Raw genomic sequence first — 21,150 nt, forward strand, 5'->3', positions numbered from 1 at the left:
TACAAGTAAGTTTGCTTTTTGCATCACTGCAAACCTACTTTTTCCTGTAATTTCCTTACCTTCCGCCTAATCTAAAAATCTGAATCTTTTGTTAGTTAAAACGTTTGGCAGTGCGGTGTATGGCGTGGAGGCCAGTACCATTACGGTGGAAGTGAACATTGCCTCGGGTACCGGCTATTTTATTGTGGGCCTGCCCGATAATGCCGTAAAGGAAAGCTACTTCCGTATTGATTCGGCCCTTAAACATTGCGGTTACCACATGCCCCGGCAACGGCTGGTAGTCAACATGGCCCCGGCGGATATCCGTAAAGAGGGTTCGGCTTATGACCTCACTATTGCCGCCGGCATCCTCGCCGCCTCAAGCCAGATTGAAGCGGAAAATTTGGATAAATATTTAATTATGGGTGAGCTGTCGCTCGACGGCGAACTGCGCCCCATTAAAGGGGCGCTGCCTATTGCTATACAAGCCCGCCGCGAGGGTTACAAAGGTTTTATCCTCCCCAAACAAAATGCCCGCGAGGCGGCCATTGTAAGCGATTTGGATGTTTATGGCATAGATAATATCAAAGAGGTAGTTGACTTTTTTAATAACGAAAGTCAGTTAAAACCCACCGTAGTAAACACCCGCGAGGAGTTTTACGACAGCCTGTGCAATTACGAAACCGATTTCAGCGATGTGAAAGGCCAGGAGAATATCAAACGCGCATTAGAGATTGCGGCGGCGGGCGGCCACAATGTTATCCTGATCGGGCCGCCGGGGGCAGGTAAAACCATGCTGGCCCGGCGGCTGCCTTCCATTTTGCCGCCGCTCACGCTGCATGAATCTTTAGAAACCACCAAAATACATTCAGTAGCCGGTAAAATGGCCGCGGCTGATGCCCTGGTTACCGTTAGGCCCTTCCGGGCGCCGCACCACACCATCTCAGATGTGGCCTTAGTAGGCGGGGGCGGCAATCCGCAGCCCGGCGAAATATCGCTGGCCCATAACGGGGTGCTGTTTTTAGATGAATTGCCCGAATTTAAGCGCACGGTATTGGAGGTAATGCGCCAGCCGCTGGAAGAGCGCCGCATCACCATTTCGAGGGCACGCATGACGGTGGAATATCCTTCCAGCTTTATGCTGATTGCCAGCATGAACCCCTGCCCCTGCGGTTATTATAATCACCCGGAGAAGGAATGCATTTGCCCGCCCGGAACGGTGCAGAAGTACCTAAGCAAAATATCCGGCCCCCTGCTGGACCGGATTGACCTGCATGTGGAGGTAACACCGGTAAACTTCAGCGAACTGTCCTCCGAGCGTATATCCGAAAAGAGCGATGATATCCGTGAACGGGTCATCAAGGCCCGCGATATACAGATTGAACGCTTTGGCAATAAACCCGACCTGCATGCCAACGCCCAGATGAGCTCCAAACAGGTGCGCGACTTGTGCAAGATAGATGCCGCCGGCCAAACCCTGCTTAAAAAAGCGATGGAAAAGCTGGGGCTATCCGCCCGTGCCTATGACCGCATTCTGAAGGTAGCCCGTACCATTGCCGACCTGGCCGGCAGCCCGGATATCCAGTTGGCGCATCTGGCCGAGGCGATACATTTCCGCAGCCTGGATAGAGAAGGCTGGGCAGGATAGCAGGATACATCAGCGCAGCCCGGGATACTTTTGAGTCTATCTTTATCCCAACGCTGCCCCAAATTTATATGTAAAACTTATTTTCTGTAGCAGAAAAAGTGCTTTCAGGGCTTGTGCAATGTGGGTTTCTTTATAAGTTTCAGTCAAAAACAACAGGCCCCGATTGTTAGCAATCAGGGCCTGTTATAACACTGAAATAATCAAATTACTTGGCTTGCGCAATTACGGCCTCGTTAAGGCGTACATATTCATCGCTTTTGCCTTCTTTGGCTAAACGGGCGCCTTCCTGCGCGGTAGCCCTCGCTGCGGCTTTATCACCTGCCTTTAACTGAATGCGGGCCTTCCATAGCTTTACTGAAAAACTTTTGGGATTTGCTTTTTCTGCCTCGTTTATCCAGGCTAAAGCTTTATTCAAATCCTGCCCGTTGTCATAATAATATTGTGCAGCCTGAAAGTAAGGCTTTTTCTCACCTTTCATGGCTTCGTCAATATTGGCCAGTACGCGGCTGTTTACTTCGGTAGCTATCGGTATCATTACTGCGGTGCGCTCCCACATTAAATGCAACTGGCACGAAGCAGGCAGCACGTTGGCAAACTGCATGGTAAAGGTTTCTATATTCTCCCTCATTTTTACCGGCTTTACTTTAAAGCGCAGTACGTCATCAGCCTCCTTGTACGTATAGGCGCCCCATTGCTTGGAGGTTTTATTAAGGATGATGGTCCATTCCTCCTTGCCCGGGATGGTAAACAAGCCGTATTCACCCGCAGGTACTTTGTTACCGGCCAGGGTAACCTCATCGGTAAAGCTGATTACCGTTGCCGAATTGGCGCCGGTACGCCATATCTGGCCGTATGGGGCCAGTTCAGTAAATACACCGCGGCCCTTAACGTTGGGGCGCGAATAGGTAAGGGTGATTTTACCCAGGCCAAAGTCCTGAATGATGGTTTGGGCCGAACTGGCCTGCGGCACTTTAAAGCCTTGCGAATAGGCCGGTACAACACAGGCTAAGCCGCACAGCAGCATCAGCAAGTAGAATTTTTTCATGATATGAATATATTTTGATGGCGAAGATAAAGAATGCAGTACAGATTGCTGCTAATCGCTGATAAGACTGCTTAGAAGTAAAAAAGGCTTAAAAAGAAAAAGTCCCCCCGGACTTGCTCTGGGGGAACTTTCAACCTAAACCTTATCACAATTAAACTGGTAAGTTTACCAGTTCATATATATTAACTCAATTGCTGTACCAAAATTGCGGCTGCCTGTAAAAAACTTTTAATATTGCCAAAACACCTTTTTTTCCACAGCAGGCGCATTTTTCCACAGCCAAGCAAACTTACCGCTTAAGCAGCTATCTGTTTAAAAAAACATTAGTGTATACTATTCTGCACGTACTGTATAAATTTATACCTGTTTTGTGAAATTTCGCTTAGGCAGATAACCGTTCAACAGGGCCGGTAACGGCAGCACATCAACCAATACGAAGCTCCAATTACAGAAACTGTAATATAATTTTTTTGCCCGCGGCTAAAGCTGATGCAGCAGCCCTGTTAAATTTAAGTAGTTGAACCGGGCTTTAGTGATTGTGTAATTCCGGCTTAAACCGCTTTGCCAGCAGGCAGGTGGCTCTCGATAAATCAATATCCACTACCAGTACGCCGGGCTGCCCGTAGGGCTGGTGCGCTATGCAGGTGCCATCAGGCGCTATTACTGCGCTGGCCGATTCAGGATAGGGAAGCGCATAATTGGAAGTGGCGAAGTAGATGGTATTTTCCAAAGCCCGCATCATCTGCGCCTTTTCATAATAAGGGCTGGCTTTATGCGCCCACTCCACTGGCATTACACCGGTTGTGCTACTGCCGGTAAGGTTGGGATGAAATACGACCTGTGCCCCCTGCCGGGCGGCCCACCTTACCAGTTCGGGGTACCTGAAACCTTCATGGCATATCACAATGCCGAAGATTAAGCCATTTACTTTAAAAACAGCACGTTGCGTACCAGGCACCCACAATTCATCTTCAGAGGGATCTAACTGGTTTTTGGTTTGATAACCCAATACCTCGCCTTCGTTTGATATTACTTGCGCCACATTCAGCAGGCCTTCAGGCGCATGCCAGTCCATCGGCATTATCACGGCAATTTTATGGGCTGCGGCCATAATGCCTACCTGGTTCAAGGCATCCTGCAATTGCCGGGCAGTATAATGTCCGGTTCTTATGCCTGTTTCCGGATAGCCGGGGAGATACGTTTCAGGGAAGCAAATAATTTCAGCCCCTTTACCGGCGGCTTCTTTAATCAGAAGTTCAATCTGATATAAACCGTCGTTTAACGATTGGGGATAAGGCGGGGAGGCTAACGCTATCTTCATAAGATAAATGGTTTTACAGAGTAGCGCTGCAAATATGCCGATAATAACCGCAAAAAATTTTACAGCAGCAGATAAATCTTTAATTCGAGCTATTGCAAATCACTGGCATCGGGCATTTGTATAAATACGCCTTCCTCTACCTTTACTTCGTTTTTAATAACCAGCCGGTGCTGCTCCAGATCGTACTTATCATAAATGGAGAGCACGTGTACTTTCAGATTTTCAATAGATACTGGCGCGCCTAATTCCACCTCATAAATATTGGTGCGTATAATGCCCCGGCCATCTACCAAAATGGTAAGGCCCGAGCCAATGGCTTCCATGCAGTTACCTTCGGTAATGAGCAGCCCGGCATCTTCGCCCAGCCCGATACCCAGCAGGCCCGGATTGGTAGCTACCGCGTAAAACAGGCGGCCAATACGCCCGCGCTGTACAAAATGGGTATCAATAATTACCGAGTCGATAAAACCCAGTCCGGCGGTAATCTGCACCTCGCCCTTTACCAGCGCATCGCTGCTCTGGCCGCGATAGATCATGTTGGCCGATGCCGCCGCTGCACCGGCCGAAGTGCCGGCAATCACAAAGTTTTCGTGGCAGTATCGGTGCTTCAATATCTGCAAAAATTCGGTGCCGCCAAAAATAGAGCTCAGGCGCAGCTGGTCGCCGCCGCTGAACATCACCACATCGGCCTTGCGGATGCGCTCCAGGTACTCCGGCTTCATGGCATCCTCGCGGTTGCGGATGTCAAGCACATTTATATGGGTAACGTTGAGTTGATTGAAAGACTTAATGTATTCGGTTCCCACCAGCTCCGGTATCTGCGAGGCCGTAGTAATTACCTCTACCACCGAACCCTCCTGATTGGCCGATTCGGTGATGATGCGGCGCAGGATGCCCTTCTCAAAAAACTTAATGTAATTAGGCTGTAAGATATGCTCCTGATCGCTGATACCGCTGCCCATATCCACTGCACCACCTATAATTACTAACTTACCTTTTGGAACTGCCATGTTTCTGCTTTCGATATTTACAAATTAATATAAAAACTAACAAAAACATGGTATTAATGAAAAAAATAAGGCAGATAACACTAAATGTTTCATACTCTTGTTACAATCCTTTAGATTAGGAAACACAAATCCGGTTTTTTTAAACTAACTATTTCAGCTACCATGAAAATTGAGAATATACAAGTACTGCGCGGGCCGAATATCTGGAGCATCAGCCGCAAAAAGCTGATACAAATGCGGCTGAACCTTCAGGAGATGGAGCACCGGCCTACCAACACTATTGATGGTTTTTACGAACGGCTGCAGGCGCTGTTACCCAGTTTATACAGTCATCGCTGCTCGCCGGGCGTACCCGGCGGCTTTTTTGAGCGCGTAAAGGCCGGTACCTGGATGGGGCATGTAATTGAACATATTGCCTTAGAGATACAAACCCTGGCCGGCATGGATACCGGTTACGGCCGCACCCGCCAAACCAAAACCGCAGGCACCTACAATGTGGTATTTAATTACCTGGAAGAAAAGGTAGGTATTTATGCTGCCGAAGCCGCCGTGCGCATTGCCGCGGCGCTGATTGCGGGCACAGAATACCACTTAGAGGCTGATATTCAGCAAATGCGCGAGATACGTGAGCGCACCCGCCTGGGGCCAAGTACCGGCTCCATAGTGGAGGAGGCCATTAGCCGTAATATTCCCTGGATAAGGCTGAACGACCAGTCGCTGGTGCAGTTGGGCTATGGCAAGAACCAGAAGCGCATACGCGCCACCATGACGGAGAACACCAGCAGCATTGCGGTAGACCTGGCCGGAAACAAGGATGCCACCAAGCGCATCCTGCAGGAGCAGGCCATCCCGGTGGCTAAGGGCATGACCATTACCTCGGCAGCACAGGTGCCCGAAGCGATTAAAAAAGTAGGCTTCCCGCTGGTGTTCAAACCGCTGGATGGCAACCATGGCCGGGGCGCTACCATCAACGTAAAAACCGAAGCGGAAGCCATCGCCGCGTTTGAGCACGCCGCTAAAATATCGCGCAAGGTAATTGTAGAGAAATTTATTACCGGATACGATTTCAGGGTGCTGGTAATTGATAACAAAATGGTAGCGGCTGCCCAGCGCCAGCCCGCCCATATTAAAGGCGATGGTACACTTACGGTACAACAACTGATTGATAAGGAGAATGAAGACCCGCGCCGCGGCTTCGGGCATGAAAATGTGCTCACCGAGATCAGCGTTGACCGCGACACGATGGACTTGCTTACCAAGATGAACTATACCTTAGAAAGCATACCGCCTGCGGGTGAGGTGGTTTATCTGAAATCTACCGCCAACCTGAGCACCGGCGGCACTTCCATTGACGTAACCGACCATGTGCACCCGCAAAATGTGTTTATCTGTGAGCGTATTTCGCGCGTGATCGGCCTGGATATTTGCGGTATCGATATTATGGCGCAAAACCTTACCGAGCCGCTTACCGAAAACGGCGGCGTGGTACTGGAAGTAAATGCAGCGCCGGGTTTCCGGATGCATATCGCCCCCAGCGAAGGCCTGCCGCGCAACGTGGCCGGGCATGTAATTGACATGCTGTACCCGCAGGGGCAGTCGTCGCGCATACCCATTATTGCCACTACCGGCACCAATGGTAAAACCACCACCACCCGTTTGATTGCCCATATTGTGCGCAACAACGGTTACCGGGTTGGCTTTACCACCTCCGATGGTATTTATGTGCAAAACACCATGATGCTGGAAGGTGATACCACCGGGCCTGTAAGCACCGAATTTGTTTTAAAAGACCCTACGGTAGATTTTGCCGTGCTGGAAACCGCCCGCGGCGGCATTTTACGTTCGGGTCTGGGCTTTGGGCATTGCGATGTTGGCGTAATCACCAATATTCAGCCCGACCATTTGGGCATTGCCGATATTCACAACCTGGAGGACCTGGCAAGGGTAAAAAGCGTAGTTATTAATTCCGTAAAAAAAGATGGCTGGGGTATTCTGAATGCTGACAATGAGTACTGCGTCCGCATTGGCAAAAAGGCCGACTGCCAGGTGGCCTATTTTAGCCGCAACGAAAATAACCCGGTTATAAAAGCCCATTGCAACAAGGGCGGCATTGCCTGTATCTGCGAGAACGGCTACGTTACCATTAAAAAAGGCGACTGGAAGATACGGGTAGAGCGCCTGGGTTACATACCGCTTACCTTTGGCGGCACCCTGCCGTTTATGATTGAGAATGTACTGGCAGCCACCCTGGCTACTTACGTGTACGGCTTTAAAATTGACGGTATAAAAAATGCTTTAGCCACCTTTGTACCCTCGGTAGCGCAAACGCCGGGGCGGATGAATATCTTCCAGTTTAAGGAGTTTAAGTTTATGGTTGATTTTGCCCATAATCCCGACGGCTATAACGGCATTAAGGAATTTTTAAGCCATGTGGACTCGCCGCAGAAAATAGGGCTAATTGCCGGTACCGGCGACCGCCGGGATGATGACATCCGCGAATTAGGGGCGATTGCCGCTACGATGTTTGATTACATTTTGCTAAGGCAGGAAAACCACATGCGCGGGCGCACCCGCGAAAATATATTAGGCTTAATGGCCGAAGGCATCAAATCTGTACGGCCCGACTTTCCGTTTGAGATGCTGGACGGAAAGACTGATGCCATTAAATACGCCATCAGCCTGGCTAAACCGGGCGCCTTTGTTACCACGCTAAGCGATGCGGTGGATGATGCGGTGGAAATTGTACAAAGTTACGTAGAGAAAGAACGCGACGGAACGTTGTAAGTAAAAACAATGGATCAGCTTAAATCTTTAATTGAAAGGAAAACAGGTATACAGGGTATTGATTTAGAGATTATTATCAATAAATTTCGTCTAAAGCGTTTACAAAAGGGGCAGCTTTTGCTCAAACGCGGGCAAATTGCCAATCAATATTATTATGTTAAAAGCGGAGTGCTGCGGTTTTTCTACGGGGAGGATACACAGCTGACTGCATGGGTAGTATTACCAGATGAATTTTTTGCCGAAATTTCCAGTTTGAATCCTCAATTGCCCACCCGTTTTAACATTGAGGCAGTTGAGAATGCTGAACTATATTCTATTGATAAAGCCGACATGGAACTGCTCTACCAGCAACTGCCTGCTTGGCAAGAATTTGGCCGAAAGACTTGGGAGGTAATGGCCATTAGGATGATCGATGAGATAATTCGCTTTCAAACCCTTTCTGCCGAGGAGCGTTATCTGGAATTCCTTCAAAAGCCCGGCTTTATGCAATATGTTTCTGTTAAACAGCTGGCCTCTTATCTAGGCATTACTCCAAATGCCTTGAGCCGTATACGTAGAAATCTGCGATGATTTGATTAACTACCAAATGGTTGTTTAAGGAGGTTTCATAGTATTTAGTTTTGTTGCATCAAATACAAAACACTATGAGAAACAAAATCTTGGTTGCTGGGGCAACCGGCAGCCTAGGAGAAAAAATCTGCAGGGAATTAATCAAAAGAGGGGCTGCTGTAAAGGCTGTTGTTCGTACTGCGACAGCTAATACGGAAAAGGTTAAAGAATTACAGGCACTTGGCGTTTCAATTATTCAAATTGATTTTTCTGATACTGCAAGCTTAGCCACAGCTTGTACTGATGTTTCCTGCGTCGTATCTGCTTTAGCCGGATTATATGAAGCTGTTGTAACTGCACAGTCGCAATTATTAGCAGCGGCAATTGAGGCAGGTGTGCCACGCTTTATTCCTTCTGACTTCTGCACAGATTATACACAGCTGCCGGAAGGGGTAAATCGTAATTTTGATCTGCGTAAAACGTTTACAGCTTTGGCGGAGAATAGTACCACTAAACTGACCTCTGTTTTTAACGGTGCTTTTTCTTACGTACTGCAATATGGTATTCCGCTGTTTGACCCTCAAAGGCAAACTATTGCCTATTATGAAGGTAAAATAAACTGGAAAATTGATTTCACTACGATAGATGATACCGCTGCTTTTACTGCTGCTGTTACGCTTGACGAGCTCACGCCACGATATCTGCACATTGCCAGTTTTCAGGTAAGTGCCGATGATTTAATGCAGCTAAGCCGGCAACTGTTCGGGGAGGCTTTTCAACTGGTTAATGAGGGAACTATGGAAGAGTTTGTCATCCGCAACCAAAAGCTGAGAGACGGAAACCCTGAAGGCGAACACGAGCTTTACCCAAACTGGCAACAGGCGCAATATCTCTATAGTATGTTTGCGGCGCATCACCCCAAGTTGGATAATGACCGGTATAAAGATGTTTCCTGGTCAACTGCCACAGAAACCTTAAATCATCATTAATCTTATTTTAATATTTAAATAACTAATATATGAAAAGCAATTATTCGGATGAAGAGCTGATCCGCTATTGGGATGGCTTTAATAATTATTATACAATAGTGAACGGCACACAGCTGCACTATGTAGCAGGTGGCAATGGCCCTGTGCTTCTTTGCCTGCCGGGATGGCCCCAAACGTGGTATTCTTACCATAGTATTGCCCAATCACTGGCCACGAACTTTCGTGTTATCGTGGCAGATATTCGCGGGATGGGAAGCTCTTCCACGCCCTTGGATGGGTACGATAAGAAGATGATGGCCACAGATATTTATGAACTCATTCAACAGCTCGGTTTGAAGCAGGTTTACCTGCTTGGTCATGATATAGGGGGCATGGTAGCCATGAGCCTGGCCTTTAATTATCCGCAGGTGGTAGCCAAATTGATAGTGGCTGATGGTTTGCACCCCAGTGAAGGTTTGAAGCAGATGTCCCTGCTGCCTGCTGCGGGTACTTTTGGCGATAAAATTGACCCTCAACAACCTTATACCTGGTGGATGAGTTTTAACCAGGTTAAAGGCCTGCCCGAAAAAATGCTGGAAGGGCGCTACCGCTATCTGCTGGACTGGCTTTTTCACTACGTAATGGTGGATGATAGCCGTATGACAGAATTTGAGCGGGAGGTTTATGCCTCTGTTTACAATCAGCCTGAGCGTATACGTGCTTCCAACGCTTGGTATCAAACGTTAGGTAAGGACATTGAGGATGCCAAAGGTTATAAAAGTTTATCAATGCCGGTATTGGGTATCGCTAGCAATGTATCCTTTAGCTTTTACCAGTATGCGCTTCCTTCAGTTGCAGAGCAGTATGAGTTGCTACATCTAGCAGACACCGGACATTATATGTTTGAAGAAAACCCAGAGGCGGTGATTAGTGCTATCAATAAATTTCTACAAGGATAGTTATTGACGATAAGCCATAGCAAAGGCTGTTAATTTTAACTTATATATAACAATCGCTAAATATATACTTCAACAGGGAGAAATAGTTGTGAGCTATTTCTCCCTGTTTTACCTGCAACAAATATTATTATTAGCTATAAGAAAAAGTATCGGACTTTATAAACTGACCGGTATTTGCATAGTAGTTACAATTACTCAGGTGCCTCAATGCGTTTTATACCATTGATCTAAAAACAGGTACCTCTGCCGGGTATTTTCCTGTTTAGCCTGGCTGTTTACGTCAATTACCATCAATCCGGTTTTTTGGGTTGCCGTGTTTTCGGGCCATTGAGGCAGGCCTGCACCATTGGGGTTACCGGTCTTTATAAAATTGGCAAAATAACTTTCCATCGTTTTCGATACTTTATAGTCATCCGGTGTCCAGGCGAAAACGGTATTGCCGGGCAGGTTGCCTAAGGCATATTCAATTTCCGAAGCATGTGCCGCACCAACCTGAGCGGGCGGCTTAGGTGTAGTTTTGGCTTTATCATCACCCTTAATAACACCGCCGGCCAAACCCGGCTGTGCATTGCCCATTTTAGCCGTCATGGCCGGGCGGATGCGGGAGAAGATATAGCGATATACAAGTTTGCCGCCGGTTTGCATCTGCAAGTCGGCCCACTTCCAGGTACTGTATACAATAAAGCGGTCGCTGGATAATTCTGTGGCCGATTGGATTACTTCCTGATCCGTATTGCCGGGGTAAAGCTGCTGTGCCTCGGCAGCCTTATCAGCAAATATGCGTTGCAGGGCTTTCGGATAATTAGCCACTGTAGGCGCATCGCTTTGCATTACACCCTGGTAAGGTATTTCGGCCGAATTCCAGCCGGCCAGTAGAGGCACATGCGCCTGCTCGCCCGCCACAAAAATTTCGGGTAGCGGTTTGGGCAGCAGCCAGCCATCAATAGTGGTAGCAAAAGGAGAGGCGCCCGGTGCCGAAGCCAAATCTAATAGTTGATCAGCAGGTATGGCACGCAATTCGGCCAGGGATTGTGCGCCGGCTTTTTGTGCAAATGCAGTTCCTTTCTGTTCGGCTTGCGCCAACGGAACAGGGGCCAGCGTAGGGTTAATGGCCGCGCCGCTTTCGCCGATAGCACCGGCAATCAGGTTTTTAGATAAGGGTGATGCCATTTGGACCGATACTGAAATAGAACCGGCAGATTCACCCGCAATGGTAACCCGCTTGGGGTCGCCGCCAAAGGCTGCAATATTTTGCTGCACCCAGCGCAGGGCGGCAGTTTGGTCTAAGTAGCCATAATTACTTGAGGAATGATGGGGCGATTCCTGTGTAAGTTCCGGGTGTGCCATAAAACCGAATATGCCCAGGCGGTAGTTTACGGTAACGGTAACTATGCCTTTACGGGCCAGGCTTTCACCATCATAACGCGGCTCCGAGCCATCGCCTGCTACCAGGCCGCCGCCGTAAAAGTATACCAGCACCGGCAGTTTGGCACTGGCCGCTTTGGCGGGTGTCCAAACATTCAGGTACAGGCAATCCTCGCTCATGCTGTCTGCCCTGAAATTCATATCGCCAAAAATGGCATTTTGCATGGGCCGGTGGCTAAAGTGAGTGGCTGCACGGATGCCTTTCCATCTTTGCGCCGGTTGCGGCTCGCGCCAGCGCAGGTTACCCACCGGCGGCTGCGCAAACGGGATGCCCTTAAACTCGCGGATGCCGTTTACTTCGGTGCCTTGCAGGGTGCCGTTGGCGGTTTTTACCAGGTTGCTTTGTGCTGCGGCTCCAAAACTTATCATTTGGCTGGCGGCCAGCAGGCAGGCGTACAATGTTTTCATGATTATCTAATCAAAAATGTATATAAATGCAAAAAGCGCATCCCTTAAGTAAGGAATGCGCTTTAAAGATATGGCCTTATATCAGGTTCTTTTTAATGTAGCTGATGCTTTGCGTAACACTTATAAACGGATCTCCGGGGGTGCGGTCCTGCTCTACAAAGAAGTATTTGAGGCCGGCCTTATTAGCTTCTTTAAAGATGCGTTTAAAATCAATAGTACCGTTACCCACTTCGGTAAACATGTGCGGTGGGGTGCGGTCCATATCCTTTACATGCCACAGCGGGAAACGGCCGGGGTGCTTGTTAAACAGCGCAATCGGATCTTGCCCGGCCTTGGTAGCCCAGAACAAGTCCAGCTCCATCTTTACCAGGTTTTTATCGGTAGCCAGCAGCATATCGTAAGGCAGCTGGCCCCCTTGTGCCACAAATTCAAAATCGTGGTTATGGTAGCACAATTGTATGCCCGACTGTTTGCAGCGCTCTCCGGCTTTATTCAGCTGGTCGGCAATTACTTTATAATCGTCCATATTACCGCGCTCATTGGGCGACAGATAGGCGCATACCATATATTTTACGCCCACGGCATCGGCATCATCAACCGCCTTGTCCCAATCGCGCATAATGGTACCTTTTTGCGATTCGCCGTTGATTTGTTCTTTACCCAAACGATAATGGCTGCTGGGCATAATCTGCCCGTTTTGCTTTAATACTTTAGCAAACGCTTTAGGCTCCATGCCATAAAACTTCTGATCGCCGGTATAGGTAGCGCCTTCCACAGAGTTATAACCTAATTTAGCCAAACGGGCCAGTGTGCCCAGCGGGTCTTTTTGCATGGCATCACGCACTGTATATAATTGCAGGCCAATATATTTATGTTTGTAAGCCGCCATCAGGTTTGGCGCAGCCAGCATACCGGCCGACAGCAGGGCCGACGATTTAAGGAAGGAACGTCTGGTAGTCATGAGTTTATATTTAGTTTTACAGTTGGTTAGTTAAAGGTAGCTGAATATAACGGTATCCGAAAGTAACATAGCAGTTAAACTTGCGAACAGGCCGCAGGGTTTAACAGGGTAGAGGTAATATGCGATACAATGAGTTTATCCGCGTAATGCGGTATGCTGCTCAACTGCTTCCACTCCGGGCTGTTGGCAAAGATTTTCCACAGTCGGTCATGCGCGGCCATATCATCAAACGTGATCATATAGGTAAGGTTTGGCCGTTGGGTACCGATCAGGGTTTCGGCAAAAAACACCGGCCTGAAGCCCAGGGAGCGGAACAAGTCGGCCTCTTTATCCTCATCAAACATGTGTATTTTGCTTTTGCCGGCATTTTCGGTAGCGCTTTCGTACTGGCGCAGTTCAAATATGCGCGGCTTCTGGCCGGGTGCCGCAATTTGCGGCGAGTGCGGGAAGGCTTTCATCAACGAGCTTTCAATGCGCTCGTACGCCGGGTTATCTGCCGGGGCCGCAAGGTAGGCCGCCGCTTTTTGCTGATAATCGTTATCGGCGGCCAGCAGGGCGGGCAGTTTGCCAAAGGCATCTAAACCGGCATAAGGGATAAGTACAAACAGGCGGGTTTGTCCATCGGGCTTTACTTCGGTAAATACACCGATAGTTTTACTGCCGTGGCGGTTATAGGCCGGTATAGCCGCAGTGGCCCAGTAATTTTCTGTCAATTGCTGCTGGTACTGGTTTTTAAGGTGATAGATGCGCAGCTCATAAAACTCAGTATCTGTATGCTTTACAGGCATGGCCGTTGTAAGCGAAGGCGCAATACCGGCTACCGCGCCAGTTAAGGCAGCCGTTTTTACGAATGAACGTCTTTTCATGAAAACAGGTAATTGGGTGCCCTAATGTAAGGGTTTATTGTGTAGCTCAAACACCAACGCCCAAATTTCTTTTCAGGGAAACTGTTTTTAAGCTTGCCTGCTGTTACAGCGCATTGATGGCAGCAGCCGAATCATTACTTCTGTTAACGGCAGGCACAGGCTGCGCCTGGTCGATACGTTGAATTACGGCATCAATATCCCGGCAGGAAACCATAATCTTGTCAATAATTTCCCTGATGTCTGTACAGGAGGTTTGATCGGCGGTATGGAGTAAATGATACAGGCCCATAATATTGGCCACCGGACGGCGCAGTTCATGCGAATTAAAATAAGCCACTTCTTCCAGCCGCTGGTTTTTAAGTTTCAGCTCTTTCTGCTGCCGCTTAATTTCGGTGATGTCCTGAAAGTAGATATCCACCCCTTCGTCTGATTTACGCATGGAGGTATAAAACCACTTATCATTGTCGGAAAAATATTCTTCAAATTTCAGTGGCTCCTCGCCTACAAGTGTGTGTAAGAAATGGGTATAAAAAGCAGATTGAGCTGCCAATGGAATCATCTGCCAGAAATTCTGATGCAGCATATTTTCCCGGCTTACCCCGGTAAGCTGCTCGGCTGCCTTATTCCAGGAGTATACCGTTCCATCCCTGCTGAGCGTAAAATGACCATCGCTGATACTTTCCAGCGTGTTTTCCATCTTTGCCAGCGCAGTTTCCAGCCGGTGCTTGTTCAGTAAACGTTCGGTAACATCAATAGGTACCACCAGGCGGGCCGGTTTGCCATCGTGCATAACTGCATAGGAAAGAACTTCTACGTTAATAATTTCGCCGTTATTGCGCAGGTGCGTAAATGACTGCTTCACCATCCGGTCGCCCGATAAATCTTTCAGCGCCTCATTAAGCGCTTCAATCTCATTTGCCGGGCGTATGTCCTTAACGGTGAGCTGCAGAAAATCTTCCCTGCAATAACCGTATTGGGCGCAGGCAGCTTCATTTACATTCAGCACTTGTAATGTTTCCGGATCAAAAATCAGCAGCGGCTGCGGATTTGCAGAAAACAGAACCTCAAAATCAACACCGAGCTTCAGCATTTATCAGGTGAAAGAATAAATTAATCAGGTTAAAGTTACGGCTTAAGGTTGTTCCATCAACGTTTAACACTGCCGGGAAACACGTAATCGTTTCCGGCAATCTCCATCAGTATACGCAGCTAACTGTTCATAAGTTAAGCAAATAAAGGGTAAACGTTAAAATTTGTTAAAAAATGTTAATCCTCAGGGAGTTGCCGGCCTTAAAGCCCACTTTTGAAAAAAGGACTTAACTATCGCCAACACTTTTACACCATCTTGATATGCATTATCACAAAATTAACAACGGGCTGGGCTGGCTATGCTTCGCCGTGGCTACGGCTACCTATGTGCTTACCCTGGAGCCTTCGGTAAGCTTTTGGGACTGCGGCGAGTTTATTGCCTGCGCCTACCGCCTGCAGGTATCGCACCAGCCGGGTTACCCGCTGTTTGCCATGCTGGGCAAGGTAATCTCCCTGCTTTCATTAGGCAATACGGCTAAGGTGCCTTATTTTACCAATTTACTGTCGGCCCTGGCCAGCGGTGCTACCATTATGTTCCTGTTCTGGACTATAACGGCCCTGGCCCGAAAGCTGATGGTTAAAGACAAAACAACACCGCTTACTACCTATCAGCTCACCCTGATTATGGGTGCAGGGCTTACCGGGGCGCTGGCCTTTACCTTTAGCGATACCTTCTGGTTCTCGGCGGTAGAAACCATTGTATTCGCCTTATCCGCCTTTTGCACGGCGGTGGTATTCTGGGCGATACTGAAATGGGAGGCCCACGCCGATGAACCCGGCGCCGACCGCTGGCTTATTTTTATTGCCTACATGATCGGCCTGTCTATCGGCATACATTTACTCAACCTGCTTACCATTCCGGCGCTGGCTATGGTGTATTACTTTAAGCGGTATAAGCAACATAATTTTAAAAGCGGTTTTCTGGCGTTTATGACCGGCGTTGGCATACTGGCCCTGGTGCAGTTTGGCATACGTACCTATACCATAAAGCTGGCCGCCTACTTCGATTTGTTTTTTGTGAACTCCTTGGGGCTGGGCTTTGGCAGCGGGGCATTCGTTTTCTTAGCGTTGCTGGCAGGTATACTGGTTGCCGGTATAGTTTACAGCATACGCAAACGCAGGTATGCGCTTAACCTGGCATTACTTTGCGTAGTGTTCATTTACCTGGGCAACAGCTCGTTTATGTACATCCCGATACGGGCAGCGGCCGGAACCAACCTCAATAATGCTCATCCTGATAATGCTTTCATTCTGTATGGCTATTTAAACCGTATCCAATACCCATCGGCCCCGTTACTGTACGGACAGTATTTTGATGGCAAGCTGACAGAAATAAAGGATGGTACCACCCTGTACCGCAGGGGTAAAGCCAAGTATGAAAACTATGGCAAAACGCAGGAGTATGTATTTGACCATAATACCCTTTTACCCCGCCTGTACAGCAGCGATAGCAGTGACCCGCAGTTTTACCGCCAGTGGCTGGGCATGAGCAATGAGCAGGCGCCTGCCTTTACAGATAATATTAAATGGATGCTGAGCTGGCAGATGTATACCATGTACTGGCGTTACTTTTTATGGAATTTTGCAGGCCGTTACAGTCAGGATGATCTGGAGGGCCAAACGGATACCAACAGCATTAAAGGCAACTGGACCACCGGCTGGTTTGATCATAGCCGCAATATTCCGGCCTCTATATTAAACGATACCAACTATGCACCGCTGTATGCCCTGCCGCTGTTTATCGGCTTATTAGGATTGGGCTATCACATTAAGCGCAATAAAAAAGATGCACTGATAATTGGCCTGCTGTTCTTTTTTACCGGTTTAGCCATTGTGTTATATGTCAATCAGCCCTCGGTACAGCCCCGCGAGCGCGATTACTCCTATGTGAGTTCTTTTTATGCCTTTGCCATCTGGATCGGTATCGGGGTAATTGCTTTAGCCGAACTGTTACGTAAACGCGCCGCGCCGCAACTGGCAGCGGTAATGGCAACCGGGCTGTGCCTGCTGGCTGCACCCGTGCTGATGGCCGGTAAGGAATGGCCCGGCCATGACCGCTCTACCAAGTGGACGGCTCATGATATGGCTTATAACTATCTCATCTCCTGCCCCAAGAATGCCATTTTGTTTACCGAAGGCGATAACCAGACCTATGCCTTATGGTACATACAGGAAGTAGAAAATTTACGGCCCGATGTACGTATTGTAAACATGAGCTTGTTAGGGGCCGATTGGAGCATACGCCAGATGCAGCACCCCATTAACAAGGCGGCGGCCCTACCTATCACCATGACGTATGACCAGTATAAAACCGGTGTGCGCGACTACCTGCCTTACAGCGATGCCAGCCTGAAAGGCAGCGTTGAGGTAAAGGATATATTCGATTTCATTACCTCCGACAATCCGCAGGCACAGGTACAGTTTCAGAACGGCGAGTCGGGTAATTACCTGCCTACCAAAAACTTTAAGCTGAGTGTTGATGCAGGGGAGGTGATGCAAAACCAGGTAGTCACACCGGCACAGCAGCCCAAGTTAACCCGCAATATGGAATGGACCTACAACGCCGACAATATGACCAAGGAGCGGCTGGCGCTGATAGATATGCTGGCGCACAACCACTGGAAACGCCCTATCTGCTTTGTTGACCCCATGAGTTCTTCCCTGCAGATTGGCTTGCAGCCCTACCTGTACCGCGAGGGGCTGGCCAACCGCCTGTTACCGCTGCAAAAAGATACGGCGGCTACAGCTGCCGGTTTGCCGCCGGTAAACAGCCTGGTGATGTACCACAATGTGGTAAACAAATTTAAATGGGGCAACTTTAAACACGCCCGTTACCTTGATGCCGAATCGCGCAATGTGGCTTACCCGTTGCTGGTAACCGCCTTTGCCGATGTAACCCGCGGACTGCTGCATGATCATCAGCCCAAACTGGCGTTAAATGCACTGCATAAATACGAGCAGGTACTGCCCGAAATTACGCCTAACCTGCGGGTGGCCGAAAGCAAGGTATTTTTAGCAGATTCGGCCTACAAATTAAAGTATGCCGCTTTAGGCAACAAGCTGGTAAACGGCCTGCATACTTATGTAACCGAGCAGTTGAACTACTACCATAATCAGCTGCAAAACAACGGGCCGGTTAACGCACAGGAAGTGCAGAATAACCTGTATGTGTTAAACAGCCTGGCCAGTGTAACCAAAGCCAATCAGCAGGCCCGCCTCGGTGCGCAACTGGAAAGCCAGCTGCTGGATTATGAAAACAAGTTTGCCAGCCTGATGCGGCAGTAAGCAGTTTGCTTAAACACAAAGAGTGTAAAAAACGCTCCTGCAGCCTTGTGTTGCAGGAGCGTTTTTGGCTTATAATGATAAGTTGCAGTTATGATCAATTTTTTAACATTAATTTATTTTTGAGATGCAAGTAAACCTATTGGAAGAAGGTACATCTATACTGTAATTCAAAAAAAGAATAATCAGTATGAAAAAACTTTTCTTTATGGCGATGGTCCTGCTGATGGCAGGAGCCGCAGATGCGCAGTATTACCGCAGGCCTGGGCCGCCGCGCTACCGCCGCCCAACGGTAATATACCGTGAGCAGCGCCGCTCGGATAATTTTTACAAGCCGCGTGTAGGGTTAACCGGCAACGTAAATATTTCGGATATTGTAAGCCGGGATTATGATAACTTTAACACCCGCAGCAAGGTAGGCTTTAACGCCGGTTTGATATTTGATATCCCGGTGGCGTACCCCTTTTCTATTGCGCCCGAGGTATTGTATTCGCAGAAAGGCTACCGTGCCGATACCCGCTATGGCAGCTTTGCCCAGCGCAGCAATTTTATTGATGTGCCGGTATTGGCTAAATTTAAACTGGCCCCTGCCTTTAATCTGTTGTTAGGCCCGCAGTTTTCGTTCCTGCTGTCTACCCGTAATACCTATTATAACGGGTTTACACCTACTTATGAGGAAAAGTATAATTACAATGGCGACAAAAGCTTTATTGGCGGCGTAATAGGTGCCAGCGTAGACCTGAACACTAACGTAGAGCTACGCGCCCGTTATACTATCGACTTCTCGGAAAACAACCCTAACGGCTATTCTGACGAACCAACTTATCGTAACTCGGTTTGGCAGTTTGGTTTGGGCTTTAAGTTCTGAAGCATAGAAGCAGGAAACAAGAGGCAAGAATCAAGATTTGCTACAGGCAAAATGCAGACACTATCTATTAGGTCTGCATTTTTTGTTTAAGCAAATCTTGATTCTTGCCTCTTGTTTCCTGCTTCTATTCTTCCGTGAATGTCTGCATATCAATTAGCTTACGGTACAGGCCGCCGGCTTGCATCAGCTGGGTATGGGTACCCTGCTCTGCTATTCTGCCGCTTTCCAGCACTATAATCCTATCTGCACTTTGTATGGTGCTCAGGCGGTGGGCAATAATGAGCGAGGTGCGGTTCTTCATCAGGTTGTTCAGCGCCTCCTGCACCAGCTTTTCCGATTCGGTATCCAGTGCCGAAGTGGCTTCATCCAGCAGCATAATGGGCGGGTTGCTTAATACCGCCCGCGCAATGCTGATGCGCTGCTTCTGCCCGCCCGACAGCTTGGTGCCGCGGTCGCCCACATTGGTTTGGTAGCCCTGCTCGCTTTGCATGATAAAATGATGCGCGTTGGCAATCCGCGCGGCGGCTTCCACCTCTTCGGGTGTAGCGCCGGGCTTACCAAAGGCTATATTATTATAAATACTGTCATTGAACAGGATAGATTCCTGATTTACTACGCCCATTAATGCCCGTAACGAATGCGCGGTTACCGCATTGATATTGTGGCCGTCTACCTTTATGGCCCCGGCCTGCGGCTCAATAAACCGCGGGATCAGATCCATCAGCGTAGTTTTACCTCCGCCCGAAGGGCCCACCAGGGCTATGGTTCTTCCTTTTTCTATGGTAAGGTTAATGTTTTGCAGTACCTGCTTTTCGCCATAGGCAAAAGATACATCTTCGAAGCTTAGTTCCTGGTTAAAGCCGGGCAGTTCGGTTGCGCCGGGCGCATCAGTGATTTGCGGCTTTACATCTACCAGCTCCAGCACCCGCTCGCCGGCGGCAATACCGGAGTGGATGCCGCTGAAGGAATCAGAAATGGCCTTAGCCGGCCGCATCAACTGCGAAAATAAGGCGATATAGCCGATAAAGGCTGCCGGCGTAAGCGCCGACTGGTGATTGATGACCAGATAACCCCCATACAGCACAATGCAGGCTACCATAATTACACCCAATGCCTCTGATACCGGCGAGGCCATTTGCTGCCGCCTGGCCATAGCTTTGGTAATATTGGTATATTCCTGGTTTTCCGCATCAAACCGGTGCTTAATGTAACTGGTGGCATTGAAGGCTTTGATAATTTTTATGCCGCCCAGCGCTTCATCCAGGTAACTGATCATCATGCCATAGCGCTGCTGCGCAGCCACCGCCTGCGCCTTAAGCCGCCTTACAATGCGCGAAATAATAAAACCCGATACCGGTATAACCAGCAGTGAATATAAGGTAAGCTTCGGCGAAATGGCAATCAGGGTAACCATGTAAGCAATCAGCTGCAGCGGCTCCTTAAATATTACCTGCAGGGTGCCGGTTACGGTAAACTGCACCGTTTGCACATCTGATGCTATTTTGGAAATGATATCGCCTTTGCGTTCATTACTGAAATAGCCCAGGTGTAAATCCATTACGTTATTGAACACAGCCCGGCGCAGGTTAAGCAGCGTATGCGCCCGCATGTTTTCCATAATGCGCTGCGCCAGGTAGCGGAATACGTTAGCCAGTACAACCGAAACAATGATAATACCGCACACAAACTGCAGGGCGCCCCAGGTACCATATTTGCTGATCACCACATCAACATAATAAGTAAAAAAGCTGGATAAGTTGGTTACCGATGGTGCGCCCGCCTGTACGGTAGCTTGTATTTGCGCATTATTGTCATTAGAAAACAGCGTTTGCAGTAATGGGGCCAGCAGCGCCAGGTTAAGCGTATTAAAAATTACAGCAAACAGGGTGGCAATAATATAAGGGATGGCAAACTTTTCAATGGGTTTAGCAAAGGAAAGCAGCCTGAAATAAGTTTTCATTTAAATGAGTAAGCCTGCAAAACTACTA

General features: G+C 48.5%; 15 protein-coding genes. 7 read left to right on the top strand and 8 right to left on the bottom strand.

What is annotated here, in order from left to right; translation table 11 throughout:
* The first annotated feature begins 88 nt into the window (after positions 1-88).
* A complete protein-coding gene (locus ACY652_RS06730; RefSeq protein ID WP_462267271.1) occupies positions 89-1,627 on the top strand; it encodes a YifB family Mg chelatase-like AAA ATPase in 1,539 nt (512 codons plus the stop codon).
* 205 nt (positions 1,628-1,832) lie between these two features.
* On the opposite strand, the gene ACY652_RS06735 is transcribed toward ACY652_RS06730, so the two are convergent.
* From ACY652_RS06735 to ACY652_RS06745, 3 genes are all read right to left on the bottom strand, one after another.
* Complete coding sequence (locus ACY652_RS06735) at positions 1,833-2,672, bottom strand: DUF2911 domain-containing protein (protein ID WP_462267272.1); 840 nt, start codon at positions 2,670-2,672, stop codon at positions 1,833-1,835.
* A 529-nt stretch (positions 2,673-3,201) separates the two neighbouring features.
* Positions 3,202-3,993, bottom strand: coding sequence for a carbon-nitrogen hydrolase family protein (locus ACY652_RS06740; RefSeq protein WP_462267273.1), 792 nt, complete (start codon positions 3,991-3,993; stop codon positions 3,202-3,204).
* An 89-nt stretch (positions 3,994-4,082) separates the two neighbouring features.
* Positions 4,083-5,003 (bottom strand): cyanophycinase, encoded by a 921-nt coding sequence (locus ACY652_RS06745; RefSeq protein WP_462267274.1) that lies wholly within the window; start codon positions 5,001-5,003, stop codon positions 4,083-4,085.
* 162 nt (positions 5,004-5,165) lie between these two features.
* On the opposite strand from ACY652_RS06745, the gene cphA reads away from it, so the two are divergent.
* The 4 genes from cphA (at position 5,166) to ACY652_RS06765 (ending at position 10,263) form a co-directional block, all read left to right on the top strand.
* On the top strand, positions 5,166-7,787 hold the full coding sequence (gene cphA, locus ACY652_RS06750) for a cyanophycin synthetase (protein ID WP_462267275.1): 2,622 nt from the start codon (positions 5,166-5,168) through the stop codon (positions 7,785-7,787).
* Between the two features lie 9 nt (positions 7,788-7,796).
* On the top strand, positions 7,797-8,357 hold the full coding sequence (locus ACY652_RS06755) for a Crp/Fnr family transcriptional regulator (protein WP_462267276.1): 561 nt from the start codon (positions 7,797-7,799) through the stop codon (positions 8,355-8,357).
* A gap of 74 nt (positions 8,358-8,431) precedes the next feature.
* Positions 8,432-9,325 (top strand): SDR family NAD(P)-dependent oxidoreductase, encoded by an 894-nt coding sequence (locus ACY652_RS06760; protein ID WP_462267277.1) that lies wholly within the window; start codon positions 8,432-8,434, stop codon positions 9,323-9,325.
* A 29-nt stretch (positions 9,326-9,354) separates the two neighbouring features.
* Positions 9,355-10,263 (top strand): alpha/beta fold hydrolase, encoded by a 909-nt coding sequence (locus ACY652_RS06765; RefSeq protein WP_462267278.1) that lies wholly within the window; start codon positions 9,355-9,357, stop codon positions 10,261-10,263.
* A 204-nt stretch (positions 10,264-10,467) separates the two neighbouring features.
* Here the strand turns inward: ACY652_RS06765 and ACY652_RS06770 are convergent, their stop codons facing one another.
* The 4 genes from ACY652_RS06770 to ACY652_RS06785 all read right to left on the bottom strand — a co-directional run bounded on the left by ACY652_RS06770 (position 10,468) and on the right by ACY652_RS06785 (position 15,013).
* Positions 10,468-12,096 carry a carboxylesterase/lipase family protein gene (locus ACY652_RS06770; protein ID WP_462267279.1) on the bottom strand — a complete coding sequence of 543 codons (1,629 nt, stop codon included), beginning with the start codon at positions 12,094-12,096 and terminating at the stop codon, positions 10,468-10,470.
* A 76-nt stretch (positions 12,097-12,172) separates the two neighbouring features.
* Positions 12,173-13,057 (bottom strand): sugar phosphate isomerase/epimerase family protein, encoded by an 885-nt coding sequence (locus tag ACY652_RS06775; protein ID WP_462267280.1) that lies wholly within the window; start codon positions 13,055-13,057, stop codon positions 12,173-12,175.
* Between the two features lie 74 nt (positions 13,058-13,131).
* Positions 13,132-13,923, bottom strand: a complete 792-nt coding sequence (locus tag ACY652_RS06780) for an NIPSNAP family protein (protein WP_462267281.1) — start codon at positions 13,921-13,923, stop codon at positions 13,132-13,134.
* A 103-nt stretch (positions 13,924-14,026) separates the two neighbouring features.
* Positions 14,027-15,013: a PAS domain S-box protein gene (locus ACY652_RS06785; RefSeq protein WP_462267282.1), complete on the bottom strand. Its 987-nt coding sequence runs from the start codon at positions 15,011-15,013 to the stop codon at positions 14,027-14,029.
* Positions 15,014-15,273: 260 nt separating this feature from the next.
* Here ACY652_RS06785 and ACY652_RS06790 point away from each other — a divergent pair, with 260 nt between their 5' ends.
* Both ACY652_RS06790 and ACY652_RS06795 read left to right on the top strand, forming a co-directional pair.
* Positions 15,274-18,297 (top strand): glycosyltransferase family 117 protein, encoded by a 3,024-nt coding sequence (locus ACY652_RS06790; RefSeq protein ID WP_462267283.1) that lies wholly within the window; start codon positions 15,274-15,276, stop codon positions 18,295-18,297.
* A 187-nt stretch (positions 18,298-18,484) separates the two neighbouring features.
* Complete coding sequence (locus ACY652_RS06795; protein ID WP_462267284.1) at positions 18,485-19,162, top strand: porin family protein; 678 nt, start codon at positions 18,485-18,487, stop codon at positions 19,160-19,162.
* Positions 19,163-19,286: 124 nt separating this feature from the next.
* Here the strand turns inward: ACY652_RS06795 and ACY652_RS06800 are convergent, their stop codons facing one another.
* On the bottom strand, positions 19,287-21,122 hold the full coding sequence (locus tag ACY652_RS06800) for an ABC transporter ATP-binding protein (protein WP_462267285.1): 1,836 nt from the start codon (positions 21,120-21,122) through the stop codon (positions 19,287-19,289).
* Positions 21,123-21,150: the final 28 nt, after the last annotated feature.

This window comes from Mucilaginibacter sp., assembly GCF_965200995.1.
Taxonomy (GTDB): Bacteria; Bacteroidota; Bacteroidia; order Sphingobacteriales; family Sphingobacteriaceae; genus Mucilaginibacter.